This is a genomic window from Methylococcus capsulatus str. Texas = ATCC 19069, assembly GCF_000424685.1.
GTDB classification, from domain to species: domain Bacteria; phylum Pseudomonadota; class Gammaproteobacteria; order Methylococcales; family Methylococcaceae; genus Methylococcus; species Methylococcus capsulatus.
On the sequence record NZ_KE384224.1, the window covers coordinates 509,399 to 527,143 of the forward strand.

Here is a 17,745-nt window from a genome sequence, read left to right on the forward strand (position 1 = left end):
GATTTGGCGAACAGGCCATTTCCTCCCTGGGAGCTTGTCCTGGAGACGGTGTCGGTTAGGCTTCGGGAAGTCCTGCCTGGCGAACCGCGACCGATGAAACTCTACATGACTCCCGGCTCCTGCTCGACCGGCATCCACATCCTGCTGGAAGAATTGGGCATCCCCTTCGAGGTCTACCTCGTGAATCTGCCGGCGGGCGACCACCGCAAGCCGGAGTACCTCGCTATCAACCCCAAGTCCACGATACCGGCGCTGGTGCGCGACGACGGTTCGGCGCTGACCGAGTTCCAGGCCATCGCCTATTGGTTGGCGCGTACCTACCCCAAAGCCAGGCTCCTGCCCGAAGATCCCGAAGGCGCGGCCAGAGTCATCGAAATGCTGGCCTATGTGGTCGGCACCCTGCACGGGCAGGGCTTCGCCCGGATATTCACCACCGAGAGCTTCACCTCCAACGAAGCGGAGCGCGAGGCCGTACGAGCCCGGGGCCGGGAGATCGCCGAGCGGGGATTCGCGATCGTGAATGAAACCCTGGCGGGGAAGGACTACGTGGCCGGCACCTTCTCGATCGCCGATGCAGCGCTGTTCTACACCGAATTCTGGGCGGACAAGCTCGGGCTGGATCTGCCCGGGCACTGCCTGGCGCACTACCGGCGAATGCTCGAGCGCCCGGCAGTACAGCGGGTGCTGCGGGAGGAGGGCTACCGCTGAAGCGGCACTGCCCCGTCGCCGCCGGTAGGAAGGGCCGGAGCCGTCTCCGTTTGTCTTTCCAAGCCCCAGGCCACATGCTCGCGCACCAGCGGAGATGCATCGTCGAGCCGTCGCCGCAGGGCTTCGGCGAGGTCCGGATGGGGCGGTGCATTGCCGATGGCCACCGCCAGGTTGCGCAGCCAGCGCTCATGGCCGATGCGGCGAATGGCCGAGCCTTCCGTGCAGCGCAGAAATTCGGCCTCGTCCCAGCTGAAGAACTCCAGCAGCAAGCCACGGTCGAGACCCCGCCGCGGCAGAAAGTCGGCTTCCTCCGTCATCCGGGCGAAGCGGTTCCACGGACAGACCATCTGGCAATCGTCGCAGCCGTAGATGCGGTTACCGATGCCGGGGCGCAGCGCCACCGGAATCGATCCTTTGAGTTCGATGGTCAGATACGAGACGCAGCGGCGGGCGTCGAGCCGGTAAGGGGCGACGATGGCCTGGGTCGGACAGACATCGATGCAGGCCCGGCATTGGCCGCAATGATTGGTGGCCGGCTGGTCCGGAGGTAGCGGCAGGTCTGTGTAGATTTCGCCGAGGAAGAACCAGGAGCCGGCCTCGCGGTTGACGAGATTGGTATGCTTGCCGATCCAGCCGAGCCCGGCATTCTCCGCCAGCGCCTTCTCCAGCACCGGCGCGCTGTCGGTATAGACCCGGTAGCCGAACGGTCCGGCATACCGGGCGATGGTGGCTGCCAGCCTCTGCAGGCGGCGGCGCATCAGCTTGTGATAATCCCGGCCCACGGCATAGCGCGACACATAGGCAGCGGCCGGGTCGGCCAGTGTCTCTTTCATGTCCTGCATGGGTTCGGGCAGATAGTCCATCCGCACGCTGATGACCGATAGCGTACCGGGCTCCAGCTCGGCCGGACGGCTGCGCTTCAAGCCATGCCGGGCCATGTAGTCCATTTCTCCGTGAAACCCTGCCGCCAGCCAGTCGAGCAGCCGAGCTTCGTGGCCGCCCAGGTCGATGCCTGCGAAGCCGATCTGCTGAAAGCCCTGCGCCCTGCCCCATTCACGGATGCGATCCTTCAGCTCGGCGAGGTTGGGGGATGAAATGGCGGCACGAAGCACTCAAGATTCCTTGGCGTAGTCGCGGGAGTCGGCCAGAATAGCGCCTTTCCCAACCTTCCGCACGACACGCCTTCACCCAGCCGATGCCGTCCCATTCGTACGACAGCCTTCCCACCGCACTTTTCACCGCCGCCCAGGTACGGGCCATGGACCGCCATGCCATCGACAGGCTGGGGATTCCGGGACTGGAGCTGATGCACCGGGCCGGGGCCGCGGCCTTCGAGGCACTGCGCCGGCGCTGGCCCGAGGCGAAGACCTTGTCCGTGGTGTGCGGTCCGGGCAACAACGGCGGCGACGGCTATGTGATCGCCCGGCTGGCGCTGGCGGCGGGCTTCGACGTTCGCGCCTATCCTGTCGGCCCGGTCGAGCGGCTGCGGGGAGACGGCGCCGCCGCGTTCGCGGAGTACCGCAACGCCGATGGACCGCTGCTGAATTTCATTCCACCCGGCTTCGAAGGCGCCGAGATCCTGGTCGACGCCCTGCTCGGCACCGGCCTGGACCGGGACGTGACCGACGAATACGCCGCCGTCATCGACGCCGTCAACGATTTTCCCGGTAAGGTGGTCGCCGTGGACATCCCCTCCGGACTCAACGCCGACACCGGGGCGGTGATGGGAAAGGCGGTCCGTGCCGACCTGACGGTCAGCTTCATCGGCCTCAAGCAGGGGCTGTTCACCGGTGCCGGGCCGGCGCACTGCGGCGAGATCGTCTTCGACGACCTGGACACGCCGCCGGAAATCCGTCTGGCCCAAACGCCCTCCTCACGCTTGCTGCGGAGCAATGACTTCACCCTCCCGCCCCGGCGCCGGGATGCCCACAAAGGCCACTACGGGCATGTATTGGTGATCGGCGGCGAATGCGGCTACAGCGGGGCGGCACGGATGGCGGCCGAGGCGGCGGCGCGTACAGGGGCGGGACTGGTCAGCATCGCCACGCGGACATCCCACGCGCCCCTCCTGAACGTGGGCCGGCCGGAGCTGATGGTGCACGGTGCCGAATCCGGCGGCGAGCTCGGGCCACTGCTGCAGCGCGCATCGGTGCTGGCACTCGGTCCGGGGCTTGGGCAGGGCGAATGGGCGAAGGCGTTGTTCGACGCAGCCCTCGACTGCGGCAAACCGGCGGTGATCGACGCCGATGCGCTGAATCTCCTGGCGAAGCTGCCGCGCCGATGCGACCACTGGATACTGACGCCGCATCCGGGCGAGGCCGCCCGCCTGCTCGGGGTAGCCGTTGCGGATGTCCAGCGCGATCGCTTCGCCGCCGTGTCCGCCTTGCAGCGGCGTTACGGCGGCGTCGCCGTGCTCAAGGGAGCGGGTACGCTGATCGCCGGACCGGATGGCGTCCCGCACGTCGCCCGCTGGGGCAATCCCGGCATGGCCAGCGGCGGCATGGGCGACGTGCTCACCGGCGTGATCGCAGGACTGCGGGCGCAGCACGTTCCCCCGTTCGAATCCGCCTGTCTGGGGGTTCGTATACATGGCCAGGCGGGCGACCTGGCCGCCTCGGCCGGCGAGCGGGGTCTCCTCGCCGGCGACCTCATCGATGCCTTGCGCGCCTGTATCAACTGATGCTGCTCTACCTTCCCGACGAGGCGGCGACACTGGCCTTCGCCGCCCGCCTGCAGACGACCCTGGCCCCTGGCTGCGTCGTGTTCCTCCACGGTAATCTGGGGGCCGGCAAGACCACGCTGGTACGCGGTTATCTGCGCGCCGCGGGCTACCTGGGCACGGTCAAGAGTCCGACCTACACGCTGGTCGAGGAATATGCTCTGAGCGACCGCACGGTCTACCATTTCGACCTGTACCGCCTGAACGACCCCGAAGAACTCGAATGGATGGGCATCCGCGACTATTTCCGGCCGGACAGCCTGTGCTTCCTGGAATGGCCCGAAAAAGGCGAGGGCATCCTCCCCTTGCCCGATCTGGAGATTTACCTGGAACCGGAAGACGGAGGCCGGTCGGTCCGGATCGTCTCCGCAAAGGGCATGCGCACAGCGACCTGAGCAGGATCATTCGCTCAGCCGCCTGGCCTGCTCGACCGGCGTCACCCACACGACGCCATCCCCCAGCCGGCCGGAATGGGTGTTCTCGTAGATGATCCGGATGATTTCCTCGACCTGGTTCTCTTCCGCGAGTATCTCGATCCGGACCTTGTGCGAGAAATCGGTCAGTTCGCAGCGCAGGCTGTCGTGGACCTCCTCGCCTTCGTGCGAGCTGCAACCTTCGACCCGCCACACGCTCATGCCGGGAAAGCCGGCCATGCGGCGGAAAGCGTTGCGCAGGGTTCTCAATCGGTAGGGCTGGATGACAGCCTTGATCTCTTTCACATCATCACCCGAAGTTTCCTGATTTTATGGTTCGCGCTCAGGCCTCGATTCGCTTTTCCTCGAACCAGCGATAGACGGTGGGCAGGACCAGCAGGGTCAATGCCGTGGAGAACACCAGCCCGCTGATCACCACGATCGCCAGGGGCCGCTGGATCTCCGAACCCGGACCGGTGCCGAACAGCATGGGGATCAGGCCGAGCAATGCGGCCGACGCCGTCATCAGCACCGGCCGCAAACGCTGCATGCAGGCCTGTACACATGCATCGTACTGACCGTAGCCATTCTTGCGCAGGTCGATGATGCAGGAAACCAACACCACGCCGTTCAGTACCGCAACCCCGAACAGGGCGATGAATCCCACCGAGGCCGGCACCGACAGGTACTCGCCGGTCGCGAACAGACCGAAGATCCCGCCGATGCAGGAAAACGGCAGTTCCAGCAGGATCAGCGCCGCATAGCGCAGCGAGTTGAACAGCACGAACAGCAGGAAAAAGATCATCGCGATGGTGACCGGCACGGTGATGCCCAGCCGGGCCATGGCCCGCCGCATGTTCTCGAACTGACCGCCCCAGTCCAGGAAATAGCCTTCCGGCAAGTCGACCAGCCGGGCGATCTTTTCCTGGGCTTCCGCGACATAGCCGCCTACGTCCCGGCCCTCCAGATTGGCCCCGATCACGATGCGCCGACGCCCCATCTCGCGGCTGATCTGGGCCGGACCGTCCTGCAGCCGGATACGGGCCACGTCGTCCAGCGGGACCACCGCACCGTTCGGAGACAGCAGGGCGATCGTGCGGATACGCTCGACGCTGTTGCGGAAGTTCTCCGGATAACGCACCACGGCATCGAAGCGCCGCTGGCCTTCGTAGATTTCGGTGGCCTTCTTGCCGCCCACGGCGGTCTCGATGATGTCGTGGATGTCCGAGGCATTGATGCCGTGGCGGGCGATGGCAGCGCGGTCCACCTCTATGGTGAGATACTGCTGGCCGGTCACGCGCTCCACCCGTAAATCCCGGGTGCCCTCGATGTCCCTGAGAATCCTGGCGATTTCGTCGCCTTTTTCCTTCAGTACGGACAGGTCGTCGCCGAACAGCTTGATGGCAACCTGGGAGCGGACGCCCGACACCATTTCGTCGAGCCGGTCGGCGATGGGCTGGCTCATCACCAGCTGGATGCCCGGCAGCGCATCGAGCTTGCGGCGGATCTCGTCCTCGATGCGAGCTTTGTCCCAACCCTCCGGCATGTCGCTGTCCGGCACCAGCGTCACCACCGGATCGGCCTCGTTCGGTCCGCCCGGGTCGGCCGGGCTCTCGCCCCGGCCCAGCTTGGACACCGCCATCTTGACACCCGGAACTTCCATGACCCGCTGCATGGCCTCCATTTCCATTCGCAACGATTCGTCGAAGGCGATGCTGGGCACCCGGGTGATGCCGGGCGAGATCGTCCCCTCGTCGAGCGTCGGGATGAACGAAGTGCCGAGAAAGGGAAACAATGCCAGCGCCGTGGCCAGCAATATCCCCATCACGACGCAGACCAGCCCCCCGCGCGGCATCAGCCAGTGCAAAAGCCTGGCGTAGGGTCGCTTGATCCAGGCGATGATCCGGGTCTCGGCATGCGCCTGGGGCTCGAGCAGATAGGACGAGAGCACCGGCACCAGCACCATCCCTGACACAAGCGAAATCGCCAGGGCAATGGCGATGGTCAGAGCCAGGGGAGCGAAAAGCTTGCCCTCCATACCTTCCAGCATGAGCAGTGGCAGGAACACCAGCACGATGATGCCGACGCCGAAGATTACCGGGATGCCGACTTCCAGAGTCGCCTCGAATACGATGCGGACTCGGCTTTCGCCGGTGTCGCGGCGTTCGCTCAACTGACTCACCGCGTTCTCCACCACCACAACCGAGCCGTCGACCATCATACCGATGGCGATGGCGAGGCCGCCGAGCGTCATCAGATTGGCGGAGATGCCGTAATGGTTCATGACCAGGAAAGTCAGGAGGGGCGTCAAGACCAGGGTGGAAACCACGATCAGGCTGGAACGGATTTCGCCCATGAACAGGAACAGGACTCCGATCACCAGCAAGACGCCTTCGGTCAGTGCCTTGGTAACGGTGTTCAAAGCCGCGTCGACCAGATCGGTCCGGTCGTAGAACGGCACGATCTCGAGCCCGCCCGGCAGCATCCCCTTGTCGTTGATCTCCTTGACCCGCGCCTTGACCCGCGCCACGGTTTCCTTGGCATTGCCGCCCCGCACCATCATCACCACTCCGGCCACCGACTCGGTGTAGCCGTTCTTGACGATGGCGCCGGTTCGCACATCGTGCCCGAACCGGACTTCCGCCACGTCGCCCACATGCACCGGCACCCCGCTGATCTCCTTGAGCACGATGCTGCGGATGTCTTCCAGACTCGAAATCAAAGCCACGCCGCGGATCAGGTACTGCTGCGCGAAATGGGGAAGAATGCCGCCGCCGCTGTTGGCGTTGTTCCGGGCCAGGGACTCGTAGACCTCACGCAAACCGATCTGGTAGTGGCGCAGCCGATCCGGGTTGGCCAACACCTGGTATTGCTTGACGAAGCCGCCCTGGGAGTTGATCTCGGCGACGCCGGGAATGGTCCGGAGTAAGGGCCGCACTACCCAGTCCTGCACGGTGCGGCGCTCCAGCAGCTCCTCGTAGGTCAGCGCTCGCCGGCCGTCGTCCGGACGCTCCAGTGTGTACTGGTAGACCTCGCCCAGCGCCGTCGACACCGGCCCCAGCACCGGCGTGACACCCTCCGGCATGCGCGAAGCCACTTCGATCAGCCGTTCCATCACCAGCTGGCGGGCGAAGTAGACGTCGGTGGCATCGGTGAACACCAGGGTCACGATGGACAGGCCGTTTTTGTTCAGCGAGCGCAACTCGGTGAGGCTGGGCAGGCCGGTCATGGCGACCTCGATCGGCACCGTGATGAAGCGCTCGACCTCTTCCGGCGAGCGGCCGGGGGCTTCGGCGGCGATCTGCACCTGGACATTGGTGACGTCCGGAAAGGCGTCGACCGACAGTTTGCGCGCCGCGTCCAAACCGAAGCCCAAAAGAGCCAGCGCCACGACCAGCACGATCAGCCGCTGCTTGAGCGCGGCCCGCAACAGAGCCTCGATCACCGATTACTGCTCCAGCTCCCTGCGGAGGCGTTCGTTGTTGAGATGGAACGAACCTTCGGTCACCACCTCATCGCCCGCCGAGAGACCCGACAGCACCGGCCGCTGGCCGCCGACCTCCTTGCCCAGCTTCACCGGCACCAGGCGGAACCGGTCCGCTCCCGCCGGCACGAATACAGCATCCCGGTCACCATCCCGGACCACGGCTTCCGCCGGCACCATGGGCAAGCGGCTCACCTTGCCCGAAATCAGCATGGTCGCCAGCATCTCCGGTTTGAGCGAGCCGTCCGGGTTGGCGACTTCCATGCGCACCGTGACGGTGCGTGTCTCGGGATCGACGGTCGGAGCGATGTAGACCAGATGGCCTTTGACCCGCCGGTCCGACAGCGCCGGGATCTCCGCCTCCACCTGCTGTCCGAGCCGTGCCCACTCGGCCTGCTGTTCGGGCACTTCCGCCACGATCCAGAGCTGGGACAGATCGGCGACCACGAAGAGGACGTCCGCCGGCTGGACCACCAGGCCCTGACTGACATGACGCTCCATCACGATACCGTCGATGGAGGAGACGACCGGCACCAGCGGCTGGATCACCCGGGTCTTTTCCAGCAATGCCAGAGACTCGCTCGACATGCCGAGCACCTGCAACTGATCGGCCATGGCGTTGTACTCGGTTTCGGCCTGTGACAGCTCGCTGGCGCGGCGCTGGAATTCCATCTCGCTGATCACGCCGGATTCGTAGAGCTTGCGTGCCCGCTCGACGATCACACTGTGCAACTGTTTCTGGGCAAGCGCCTTCAGGAAGGCCCGCTGGGTATCGGAAAACTCGGTACTGTTCAACACTGCGAGCTTCTGCCCCCGCGTCACCCGCTGGCCCACGGAGGCATCGATATGGGTGATGCGTCCGGTCACCGTCGCCCCGATACGGGCCAGGCGCCTGAATTCTTCGATCCCGACCCGCCCCGGCACCCGCAATGGCTCGTGCAGTTCACCTTCGGACACCACGGCGATCCGCAACTGCTTCATCAGATCCGGAGGAGCCGTCACCACCGTCCCGTCCGGTTCCGCGGCTTCCCGCGGAGCCGCCGTGGCCGCGATGTCTGTCTGCACCCGTTCGGAACGTTCCGGTTCGGGTTCGCCTTGACAGGCCCACAGAAAAACCGCGGTCCCGGCAAGCTGCGCCATCCGCACCCCCCCGACCGACGCCAACCTCATATCGCCAACTCCTCAAGAAATCCGGGAAAAAATGAATTGCAGCCAGCGTGCCATGACCCATTATATCCGTGCCGGCGAGGGTGTCCCGGCAGCGGGCCGCGATACGCGCTTCGATCCCGCGGTTCACCCCATACCGAACCTGTTGTTGCGGAGCCCAGGCGCGCGGAGTATCGTTACCGCGCCCGTTCCGACGCCTTCCACCCATGCGACATCCTTTTCCGGCTGCTTTCCTGTTCGTCCTCCTCATGCTGCTGTCGCCGGCCGGATCGGCGGACCCGGCGGCGAAGGCCACGGTGAGTCTGAAATCCGGGACAAACGTAACACGCTTGCTGCTCACGGTACCCAAAGGAGCCAGCTTGAAACCGCAGGCTGGACGGGCAGATCAACTGATCGTCGCGATGGAGGGTGTAGAAGCGCTGCCGGGACTGCCCAACCCGGCGGGGGACCGTCATATCGCCGCCCTGCATACCCGCAGCAAGGCCAACGGCAGACTCGATCTGATCGTGGAGCTGCGGCCCGCCGCAGAGTACCGGACCCTGCTGTCGGTGACCGACGCGGGGAACCCCAGCCTGACCGTGGACGTGACGGCAGCCAGGGCAACGGCGTCCCGGCCGCCACAGGCCCCCGTGGCCAAAGCAGCAGACGGACCGCATCGCAAACGCTTCGTGGTCGCCCTGGACGCTGGTCACGGCGGAAAGGACACCGGAGCGCTGGGGGCCGGAGGCAGCCAGGAAAAAGACATCGTCCTGGCCATCGCCCGCAAGCTGGAAGCCCTGTTGAACGCCGAACCCGGCATCCGTCCCGTCATGATCCGCCAGAACGACGAGTTCATCGACCTGCGGCAGCGCATGGAACGTGCCCGCAAAGAACACGCCGATCTGTTCGTGTCACTGCATGCCGATGCCTACAACGATCCGCACGCCAAGGGTGCTTCGGTATTCACGCTTTCCGAGCACGGCGCCACCAGCGAAGCCGCCCGCCGCCTGGCCGACCGTGAAAACGCCGCGGACCGGATCGGCGGTGTGGCGCTGCAAGACAAGGACGAAGTTCTGGCCTCGGTGCTGCTCGACCTGACTCAGAATGCCACGCTGGAGGCCAGCGACCGCGCCGCGGCCAGCATTCTCCAGGCGCTGCAGAAAAGCCATGCGATCCATCAGCCGGGTATACAGAAAGCGGGGTTCGTGGTGCTGAAGTCGCCGGACGTGCCCTCGGTCCTGGTGGAAACCGCCTTCATCTCGAACCCGGAGGAAGAGCTGAAACTGCGTTCTCCCGCTTACCAGGACCAAATCGCCGCGGCGCTCGCCGAAGGGATTCGCAGCTACTTGAAGCGGACCCGTCCGGCCACGGTCGCACCCATCAGCCCGCCGGTCCGCCAGGAGGTGGCGGCATCGGTGACCGACAAGGTGGTCAAATAGCCCGGGTTCAGGTCTCCTCGGCCTGGACGACGACCAGCCCCAGCGCGATCGCGGCCACCGCACCCGCGACTATGGCGACCGCTTCGACCGTCCCATCGGCATGGCGCTCGTAAGGGTGTACCGTACCCCCGTAAATCAGGCGGACACTCCAGTCGACGAACATATAGATGGAATAGTAAGCCGCGATCCCGCTGATCGCCGCCGTGGCGGGATTCCGCCCGCGGACCATGGCCCGGTGAAAGAACCATGCACCGATGCCGAGCGCAACCAAGAGACTGAGCATGACACACCCCCTCCGATGTTGTTGTGCCGGCCAGTCTATCGGCACTATATTGCATCGGTTTGAATCCTGCGGGTCTCCCTCGCCCGCCAATATCCGCCCCGACGCCGTGCGATAATCGCCACGTCGTGAAAATACCCGCCACGACGAGGTAAGCCATTTTTTTCCGCCCTGGATGAAACCTTCCGATGAATTTAGGCGAACTCGCAAAGCATGTTCCCGGCGCCAAACTGAGCGGCGATGCCGAAACCAGCTTCGACGGCGTCTCGACCGACACCCGTGCCATCCGCCCCGGCTCGCTGTTCTTTGCCCTGCGGGGAGACCGCTTCGATGCCCATGACTTCATCGCCGATGCAGTGGGTGGAGGGGCTGCGGCGCTGGTCGTGGAGCGGCGGATCGACACTCTCCTGCCGCAGATCATCGTCCCCGATGGTCGCAGAGCGCTGGGTGCCGCCGCAGCCGCCTGGCGCGCTCAGTTCGACGTGCCGCTGATCGCGGTCGCCGGCAGCAACGGCAAGACCACCGTCACCCAGATGATCGCCGCCATTCTGGCGGCCGCATTCGGCGAGGAGCGCCGCCTGGCGACCCGCGGCAATCTCAACAATGACGTCGGGCTGCCCTTGATGCTGTTCGAACTGAAAGCCGGCCACCGCATCGCCGTACTCGAACTCGGCATGAATCATCCGGGCGAAATCGCCTACCTCGCGAATCTTGCCCGACCCACCGTGGCGCTGGTGACCAACGCCCAGCGCGAACACCAGGAATTCATGGCCAGCGTGGAAGCCACGGCCCACGAGAACGGATCGGTGATCGCGGCATTGCCGACCGATGGTACCGCCGTGTTCCCCGCGGATGACCCCTGTGCCGGCATCTGGCGGAAACTGGCGGGAACGCGCCGGGTAATCGATTTCGCACGCCGCGGAACAGCGACGGTCAGCGGGACATTCCGGACCAGCGCAGGTTTCGCCGAAGTTTCGATCACGACTCCCGCCGGCTGCTGGCAAGCCAATCTCCCGCTTGCCGGTGAACACAACGTCCACAACGCGCTGGCTGCAACGGCGGCTGCGCTGGCGGCTGGCGTGCCTCCCGAGGCCATACGGCGAGGTCTGGAATCCTTTCGCCCCGTCGCCGGCCGCGGCGTCCAGCTGCGCACGCGAACCGGCGCGAGACTGATCGACGACACCTACAATGCCAACCCCGATTCCGTCCGGGCGGCGATCGACGTGCTCGCCGGCTTTCCGCAGCCGCGCATCCTGGCGCTGGGCGACATGGGGGAAGTCGGTGTCCATGGCCCGGAATTTCACCGTGAAATCGGCCGCTATGCGCGCGAGCGCGACATCGACACCCTGCTCGCTCTGGGCGAACTGTCCTCCGAAACGGTCCGGACCTTCGGCACCAGCGGCCACCACTTTGGCACCATGGACGAGCTCATCGCGGCGCTGGCGTCCGCCGACCGTCCGGAGGCCACGCTGCTGGTCAAGGGCTCGCGCTTCATGCAGATGGAGCGCGCCGTCAAGGCTCTGGCGAAACCGGAATGACGCCGTCCGGTTTCAAGGCGTTCCTGTGCCTGCTTCTGTGGATGGGAAACCCGTCCGCAGCGATGGCCGTGCCGGCCGGGGGCACGTTCACCGCTCTGCGGGACTGTCCGGCCTATGTCTCGAAAAACAAACAGACCAACCCGGACGCTGCCCGTATCACGGCAGGTGAGGCCTATCCCGTGTTCGAGGCCGACAGACCGGAGGACGCCCGCTGGTACCGGCTCCGGCTGCCCGCGGCCAATCCGCCCGAACGCTGGGTGAGCCGGGACTGCGGCCGGCTGGAACCGGGCGCGGCAGCCGAACCGCCCGCTGAACGATGCGATGTTGCCGGCCCGGTGGACGCCTACGTGCTGGCGCTGAGCTGGGAGCCGGCTTTCTGCGAACTCAAACCCGACAAGGCGGAATGCCGCCATACCGATCCGGCGGCCTATCCCGCTCGCCACTTCAGCCTCCACGGCCTGTGGCCGAACAAGTCCGGCTGTGGCACGGATTACGGCTTCTGCGGAGAGGTGAAACGGCCCAGACGCGATTTCTGCGACTACCCCCCGATCACTCTCGATCCGGCCGGAAAAACCGCTCTGGCCGAGGTCATGCCGGGAACCGCTTCGTGCCTGGAACGTCACGAATGGCACAAGCACGGCACCTGCCAGACCGCGATGTCGAGCGATGCCTATTTCGCCCTGGCCGCCGACCTGACCCGCCAGTTCAACGGCTCCGACATCGCGGATTTCATCGCAGACCGAATCGGACGGACGATACGCACGGAAGAGTTTCTCGCCAGACTGGATGCAGCCTTGGGCAAAGGGGCCCGTGACCGTATTTCGCTGGACTGCGAGCACGGCATGCTGGTCGAAATCCGGGTCAACCTGCCTCCGGGACTCGAACCCGGTGCCAGACTTGGATCCCTGTTGCCGCTGGCCGGCAAGAGCGGCGGTTCGAACTGCGGCAGCCGTTTCCGACTGGATCCGATGGGACAACCGCCTTCCACCCGAACCGGCACAGGAGAGTGACATGATGCATCTGGTCGTTGCAATGTTCGGCCTGTTGATCGCCTCCTTCGGGGCTTTCGGGTTGATCAGGCCCTCCGATTTCGTCAAGCTCGCCAGGAATTTCTGGGCCACGCCGAAAGGCGTGCACTACGCTGCCGCCCTGCGTCTGGCACTCGGCGCCGCCCTGCTCCTGGCCGCCGCCGATTCGGCCTACCCCCGGGCGCTCGCAGCGTTCGGCTACCTGTCCCTGGCCGGTGCCGTGATCGTCGTCCTTCTCGGCCACGTCCGGCTCGCGAAGATCATCGAATGGTGGGGCCGGCAGCCGGACATCGTCATCCGTCTGTGGGGGCTCATCGCCCTCGCCTTCGGAATCTTTCTCGTTTCCGCCACGCTGACTGGGCCGATCGGGCTACGATAGCGGCGATGCAGGTCCCGAGGCTTCGCTCCATCCCTACGACCATCAACCATCAAGGAGTCCACGAATGGCTGAACTGATCTCGATTGTCTACCCTGACGAATTCCGTGCCGCCGAAGTCATGGCCACGCTCAAACGCCTGCAGCGCGGCTACCTGGTCGATCTCGAAGACGCCTGCGTCGTGGTGCGCGACAAGGAATCCGGCAAGATCAAGCTCCATCAGGCGGTGGATCTCACCGCCATCGGCGCCACTTCCGGCGCGCTGTGGGGGGCGCTGATCGGACTCATTTTCCTGTCGCCGCTGGCGGGCATGGCGGTAGGGGCCGCGGCGGGCGCGATCGGCGGCTCCTTGAGCGACTATGGGATCGACGACGGTTTCATCAAGAACATCAGTGAGAAAATGCGGCCCGGTACCTCCGCCATCTTCATGGCGCTGCGTAACATCACGCGGGACAAGGTCGAGCCCGAACTGGCCCGGTTCGGTGGCGAGATCCTCTATACCAGCCTGCCGAAGGAAAGCGAGGAAGCATTGCAGAAGCTCCTCGCCGAACACCGCTCGGCCAACCTGTCCGCCTGAACCGACGGGGGCGGGCGGATCCGTGCCCGCCCGCCCCCTTCTGTCCATACCGCAATCATCGACCGACCTTGATAAAGCAGTTTTTTCTGTCCGTTCTGGCCATTTTGGTCCTGTTCGAAGAATGGCTTTGGGATCTCCTGACCGTCTTCGGCCAATGGATCTCCCGCCTGTTGCATCTGGAACGTTTCGATGCCTGGCTTTCGCAGGCCCCGCCGAAATCGGCACTGGTCGCCCTCGTCCTCCCGCTGGCCCTGGTCACCCCCCTCAACGTCGGCGCGGTGGTACTGATGGTGCACGGCGCCGTGACTGCCGGCATCCTGCTGGAACTTGCCGCCAAGCTGCTGGGCACGCTACTGGTCGCCCGGGTCTTCAGACTGACGCGGCCGGCCCTCATGTCGTTCGCTTGGTTCGCCCTGCTTTACGAATGGATCATGCGGCTGTTGCGCTGGGCGCACGCGCTGGTCCGGGAGTCGCGGCTCTACCGGGCGGTACTGGCCTTCAAGGAGACCGTCAAGCGTTTCTTTCGCGAGTTTCGGGGAGGTTAGCCCTCCTGCCTCCTCGCATCGGGCTCGAGCGAAGTAAACGCATCGGAATGCCGCCGCGAACGCATTTTCGGCTAAACTGCGATGCCATCCGTTCGGAAAGCGGTTCGACAACCAGGGACGGTCCGGCCTTGCCGCCGGTTTCCGCGGTTTCCGCCCATCGGAGGATTCGGCAATGCTGAAAACCATCGACATCCTGCTGGGGATTTCCGTCGTCATGCTCATCGCCAGCATGGCGGTGACCGTATTGACGCAGCTCATCACCGATGTGGCGAACACCCGGGGAAAACATCTCGCACGCGGACTGGGCGACCTGCTGCGGCAGATCGATCCCAGCCTGAGCCGCGAAATGGCGGAGCAAGTATCCCGCGCCCTGCTCACCCATCCCATGATCAGCCACGTGGGACAGCGACTCGGCGCCACGATACACCGGGAGGAATTCACCAAGCTGCTGCTGGACATCGCTAGCGGCCAGACACCGAGAGACGACAAGAACCGCCTGTCCGACTCCGCCAGACAAATTCTCGCCAAGATGCTGGAAAAAAACGGCATCGAGGACCCGGCGACAACGCTCGAAAACGTCCGTGCCTACGCCTTGCAGCTCGAGTTGAGCCATCCGGAACTCGCGACCAACGTGCGCCACAACATCGCGCTGTTACAGGAGGCCAACAGCCGTCTGGTGGCCAAGATCAACGGCTGGTTCGACCAGACCATCGACCGGGTTTCCGAACGTTTTACCGCCACCACCCGGCTGATCACGGTGACCTGCTCGACCGTCGTGGTCGTCGCGGTCCAGCTCGACACCATCGACATCATCAACCGGCTGTCCGTCGACGAAGGGCTCAGAAACGCGCTGGTCCAAAAGGCTTTCGCGCTGGACCTGCGACCGCGCGACACCGGCGCTCCCGAAAAGGCCAGTGCGGTCTCCCGGCCGAAAACTCCGCCGCCGTCTATCGATGCCCCTCTGCACATGAAAGCTTCCGATGGTACGACAGCGATGCCAGGCCGATCTGACGAACCCAAAGGCAAACCGGCGGCCGCGCCGGGCGTACTGGCAGCGGCGGCGGCACCGCCCCTGGCTTCCATCTCGCCCGCCGACAAAGGGCGGTCTGATGTCGGAACCGACCTGGAATACCTGCAAGACCTCGGTCTCATCAACCTCCTGGGCAGCAGCAAGGGATGGCTGAAGCGATGGCATGAGGTCAATCCGATCGGCCTCATTCTCTCGGTGTTTCTCCTCAGCCTCGGCGCGCCTTTCTGGTACGCGGCGCTGCAGAATCTGCTCAAACTGCGCGGCGTCCTGGCGGTCAAGGATGATGCGCAGCGGCGAGAGCGGCAGAGCCCGCAAACGTCAGCGGAACGGCCAGCCGGCGGTACTCCGGCCGGACTGCCAGTCACCGGTGAGCGCGGCATACTGGGATAGAAAAACCTGCCATGCTCAAACAGTGGATCGGCTGCCCCGCCACCAACTTCACCCAAGGCCGACGCGGCCTCAAGCCGCTGGCGGTCGTCATCCACGCCTACCCGAGCCTGGAAACCGCCGAGACAGTGTTCGCCAACCCCAGGTCCAGCGAATCCTGCCACTACCTCATAGCCGCCGGCGGCCGGATCCGCCAGTACGTCGACGAAACGGACACGGCCTATCACGCCGGCCTGGTCATCAACCCGAGCTGGGGACTGTATCGCCGGGGCATCAATCCCAACCTGATGACGATAGGTGTCGCCGCCGCCGTCGGACCGGGCGAACACTGGTCCGGAGAAATGTACGATGCCGCGGCGGAGCTGATAGGGGAAATAGCAGCGTACTGGGGATTCCCGCCGGACGCGGAACATATCGTGCTGCACGCCGAGATACGGGCTTCGCGCGACTGTACCGGTCGTGGGTTCGAGCGCGCGGAACTGCTGAAGCGGATGGCATCCAGGCCTGCGCCCGGTTCGGCACCATTCGTCAAGGATCTGGAACGACGCTTCGTACGGCTCCTCGGTGCGGCCCATCTCCGCGAAGACAGACCCAACACCCGCGCCCGCATCCTTTGCACCCTGCCGGCGGGTACCGACGTGGCGGTCACGGGCTTCACCGACCGCGGCGAGCGGATCGAAGGAAACGCCATCTGGTACGAAACTCCAGAAAACGCCTTTCTCTGGGCGGGTGCCACCGATGCGCCGCAGCCACTGGCCCCGGCGCCATGGACACCGGCCGCAGCGGTGGTCTCCTTACCGGAAACCGCCGTGGAGTGCGGGATACCCAGGATCGACGCCCTGTTCCGGGGGCACGGCGGCGCTGCCATCGGCGTCCGCGAGCCGATGGGCGATGCGGTCGGCGCCATCCAGGACCTGCTTTCGGGACACGGCCACATCGGCCTGCCCTGCCTCCTCTCCGCCGCCTATGGCCGGTTTGGAAGCAAGACCGCAGCGGCGGTGCAAGACTTCCAGACCGGACAGGGGCTTTCCGCTTCGGGCGAAGTCGATGTCGCGACCCTGCGGGCACTGGTGAGAACGCCCGCCGCCAAACCCCGGATCTCCCAGGTCTATCTGGAGCTGGTCCTGGGTTTGCCCTATCGAGGACTGTACAAGATTCTGAGCATCGTTGCGCAGATGGAGGGGGTCGGTAAATTCGGGGCGATCAATCTCAACACCGATGCCGCCGGACTGTCCTACGGCATCATCCAGTGGGCACAGCGTCCAGGCCGCCTGCCGGAACTGCTGCGGGCGTTTTCCGTCGCCGACCGGGAGCATTACATCGAAATCTTCGGTGGCGGAGACGCTCGCATCGCCGACGGTCTCATCACCTGTACGAGCAGGCCCAACGGCGGTGTCGACGCCCGAACCGGTGTCGCGCTCGACCCGGCATTCGACCTCGTCCGTGCTCCCTGGACCGGCCGCTTCGAAAAAGCCACCCTCCACTTACCCTTTCAACGGGCCCAGGTACAGACCGCCGCTGCCGCGTTCTGTCACTCTCTCGGAAAGATACGGAGCTACGCGCAGGACCTCCACACGGAACGTGGCATCGCCTTCATGCTGGATGTGGCCAACCAATTCGGTGACGGCGGCCTCAAAAAGCTCTATCTGGCGGTTCACCGGGAGGGTATGGCCGAAATGGAGCTTCTCGAAGCCATCGCCGATGAGAGTGTGGAACGCATGCCGGACAAATTCAAACAGGGCGTGCGGTCCAGACGCGACGACTTCCTCCACACAGCCAGACTGTCGGACGAGGCCATCGACATGGATGACTGGAGCTCGACCGAAACTCCGTCCGTCGGACGAGTTTTACAACGGGATGGATCTTGATCCCGAACCCGCCCCAAGACGCCCGAACCGTCGGTTCGTGCTTCCTGCGATACAGAAAGGGTGGTGAGCACAGTTTTGTTTACCAGTAATAAACGTCAAGCATGGACATCATAAAAAACTCTGATACTCGCGCGCGTTGAATACGGTATAATTTATCCAAATTCGAAGGGACGATGCGGTGCGGTCCAACCAGTGATGTGACGGTTG

The 17,745-nt window shown here is 64.8% G+C and carries 16 protein-coding genes; 11 read left to right on the plus strand and 5 right to left on the minus strand.

Annotation, left to right across the window (positions count from 1 at the left end):
- Window positions 1–93: 93 nt before the first annotated feature.
- Window positions 94–708, plus strand: coding sequence for a glutathione S-transferase family protein (locus H156_RS0113785; RefSeq protein WP_026046013.1), 615 nt, complete (start codon window positions 94–96; stop codon window positions 706–708).
- On the opposite strand, the gene queG is transcribed toward H156_RS0113785, so the two are convergent.
- Window positions 699–1,820 carry a tRNA epoxyqueuosine(34) reductase QueG gene (gene queG / locus H156_RS0113790; protein ID WP_017365874.1) on the minus strand — a complete coding sequence of 374 codons (1,122 nt, stop codon included), beginning with the start codon at window positions 1,818–1,820 and terminating at the stop codon, window positions 699–701. The two genes, H156_RS0113785 and queG, sit on opposite strands and share 10 nt — an antisense overlap.
- An 83-nt stretch (window positions 1,821–1,903) precedes the next feature.
- Here queG and H156_RS0113795 point away from each other — a divergent pair, with 83 nt between their 5' ends.
- Window positions 1,904–3,388 (plus strand): bifunctional ADP-dependent NAD(P)H-hydrate dehydratase/NAD(P)H-hydrate epimerase, encoded by a 1,485-nt coding sequence (locus H156_RS0113795; RefSeq protein WP_017365873.1) that lies wholly within the window; start codon window positions 1,904–1,906, stop codon window positions 3,386–3,388.
- Window positions 3,388–3,822: a tRNA (adenosine(37)-N6)-threonylcarbamoyltransferase complex ATPase subunit type 1 TsaE gene (gene tsaE / locus H156_RS0113800; RefSeq protein ID WP_010960582.1), complete on the plus strand. Its 435-nt coding sequence runs from the start codon at window positions 3,388–3,390 to the stop codon at window positions 3,820–3,822. The genes H156_RS0113795 and tsaE overlap by 1 nt, the downstream gene beginning before the upstream one ends.
- Before the next feature lie 6 nt (window positions 3,823–3,828).
- Here tsaE and H156_RS0113805 read toward each other — a convergent pair whose 3' ends face one another.
- Genes H156_RS0113805 through H156_RS0113815 form a run of 3 tightly spaced genes read right to left on the minus strand, consistent with a single transcriptional unit; the run spans window position 3,829 to window position 8,494 of the window.
- On the minus strand, window positions 3,829–4,146 hold the full coding sequence (locus H156_RS0113805) for a P-II family nitrogen regulator (RefSeq protein WP_017365872.1): 318 nt from the start codon (window positions 4,144–4,146) through the stop codon (window positions 3,829–3,831).
- 37 nt (window positions 4,147–4,183) lie between these two features.
- Window positions 4,184–7,285 carry an efflux RND transporter permease subunit gene (locus H156_RS0113810; RefSeq protein ID WP_017365871.1) on the minus strand — a complete coding sequence of 1,034 codons (3,102 nt, stop codon included), beginning with the start codon at window positions 7,283–7,285 and terminating at the stop codon, window positions 4,184–4,186.
- Window positions 7,286–7,288: 3 nt separating this feature from the next.
- Window positions 7,289–8,494, minus strand: a complete 1,206-nt coding sequence (locus H156_RS0113815; protein ID WP_026046012.1) for an efflux RND transporter periplasmic adaptor subunit — start codon at window positions 8,492–8,494, stop codon at window positions 7,289–7,291.
- 203 nt (window positions 8,495–8,697) lie between these two features.
- Between H156_RS0113815 and H156_RS0113820 the strand changes: the two genes are divergently transcribed.
- Entirely contained in the window at window positions 8,698–9,909 is a 1,212-nt protein-coding gene (locus H156_RS0113820) for an N-acetylmuramoyl-L-alanine amidase family protein (RefSeq protein ID WP_017365869.1), read from the plus strand.
- A 7-nt stretch (window positions 9,910–9,916) separates the two neighbouring features.
- Here the strand turns inward: H156_RS0113820 and H156_RS0113825 are convergent, their stop codons facing one another.
- Window positions 9,917–10,192: a hypothetical protein gene (locus H156_RS0113825; RefSeq protein ID WP_017365868.1), complete on the minus strand. Its 276-nt coding sequence runs from the start codon at window positions 10,190–10,192 to the stop codon at window positions 9,917–9,919.
- A gap of 185 nt (window positions 10,193–10,377) precedes the next feature.
- Between H156_RS0113825 and H156_RS0113830 the strand changes: the two genes are divergently transcribed.
- From H156_RS0113830 to H156_RS0113860, 7 genes are all read left to right on the plus strand, one after another.
- Complete coding sequence (locus H156_RS0113830; RefSeq protein WP_017365867.1) at window positions 10,378–11,727, plus strand: UDP-N-acetylmuramoyl-tripeptide--D-alanyl-D-alanine ligase; 1,350 nt, start codon at window positions 10,378–10,380, stop codon at window positions 11,725–11,727.
- Entirely contained in the window at window positions 11,724–12,737 is a 1,014-nt protein-coding gene (locus H156_RS0113835; RefSeq protein WP_017365866.1) for a ribonuclease T2 family protein, read from the plus strand. The genes H156_RS0113830 and H156_RS0113835 overlap by 4 nt, the downstream gene beginning before the upstream one ends.
- A 1-nt stretch (window position 12,738) precedes the next feature.
- Window positions 12,739–13,134, plus strand: coding sequence for a hypothetical protein (locus H156_RS0113840; protein WP_017365865.1), 396 nt, complete (start codon window positions 12,739–12,741; stop codon window positions 13,132–13,134).
- Between the two features lie 64 nt (window positions 13,135–13,198).
- A complete protein-coding gene (locus tag H156_RS0113845) occupies window positions 13,199–13,708 on the plus strand; it encodes a DUF1269 domain-containing protein (RefSeq protein ID WP_010960573.1) in 510 nt (169 codons plus the stop codon).
- Window positions 13,709–13,776: 68 nt separating this feature from the next.
- The gene (locus H156_RS0113850) at window positions 13,777–14,253 is read left to right on the plus strand and encodes a hypothetical protein (RefSeq protein ID WP_017365864.1); all 477 of its coding nucleotides are present in this window, start codon (window positions 13,777–13,779) and stop codon (window positions 14,251–14,253) included.
- Between the two features lie 172 nt (window positions 14,254–14,425).
- On the plus strand, window positions 14,426–15,673 hold the full coding sequence (locus H156_RS0113855; RefSeq protein WP_017365863.1) for a hypothetical protein: 1,248 nt from the start codon (window positions 14,426–14,428) through the stop codon (window positions 15,671–15,673).
- Window positions 15,674–15,684: 11 nt separating this feature from the next.
- Window positions 15,685–17,538, plus strand: a complete 1,854-nt coding sequence (locus H156_RS0113860; RefSeq protein ID WP_017365862.1) for a peptidoglycan recognition protein family protein — start codon at window positions 15,685–15,687, stop codon at window positions 17,536–17,538.
- The last annotated feature ends 207 nt before the right edge of the window (window positions 17,539–17,745 follow it).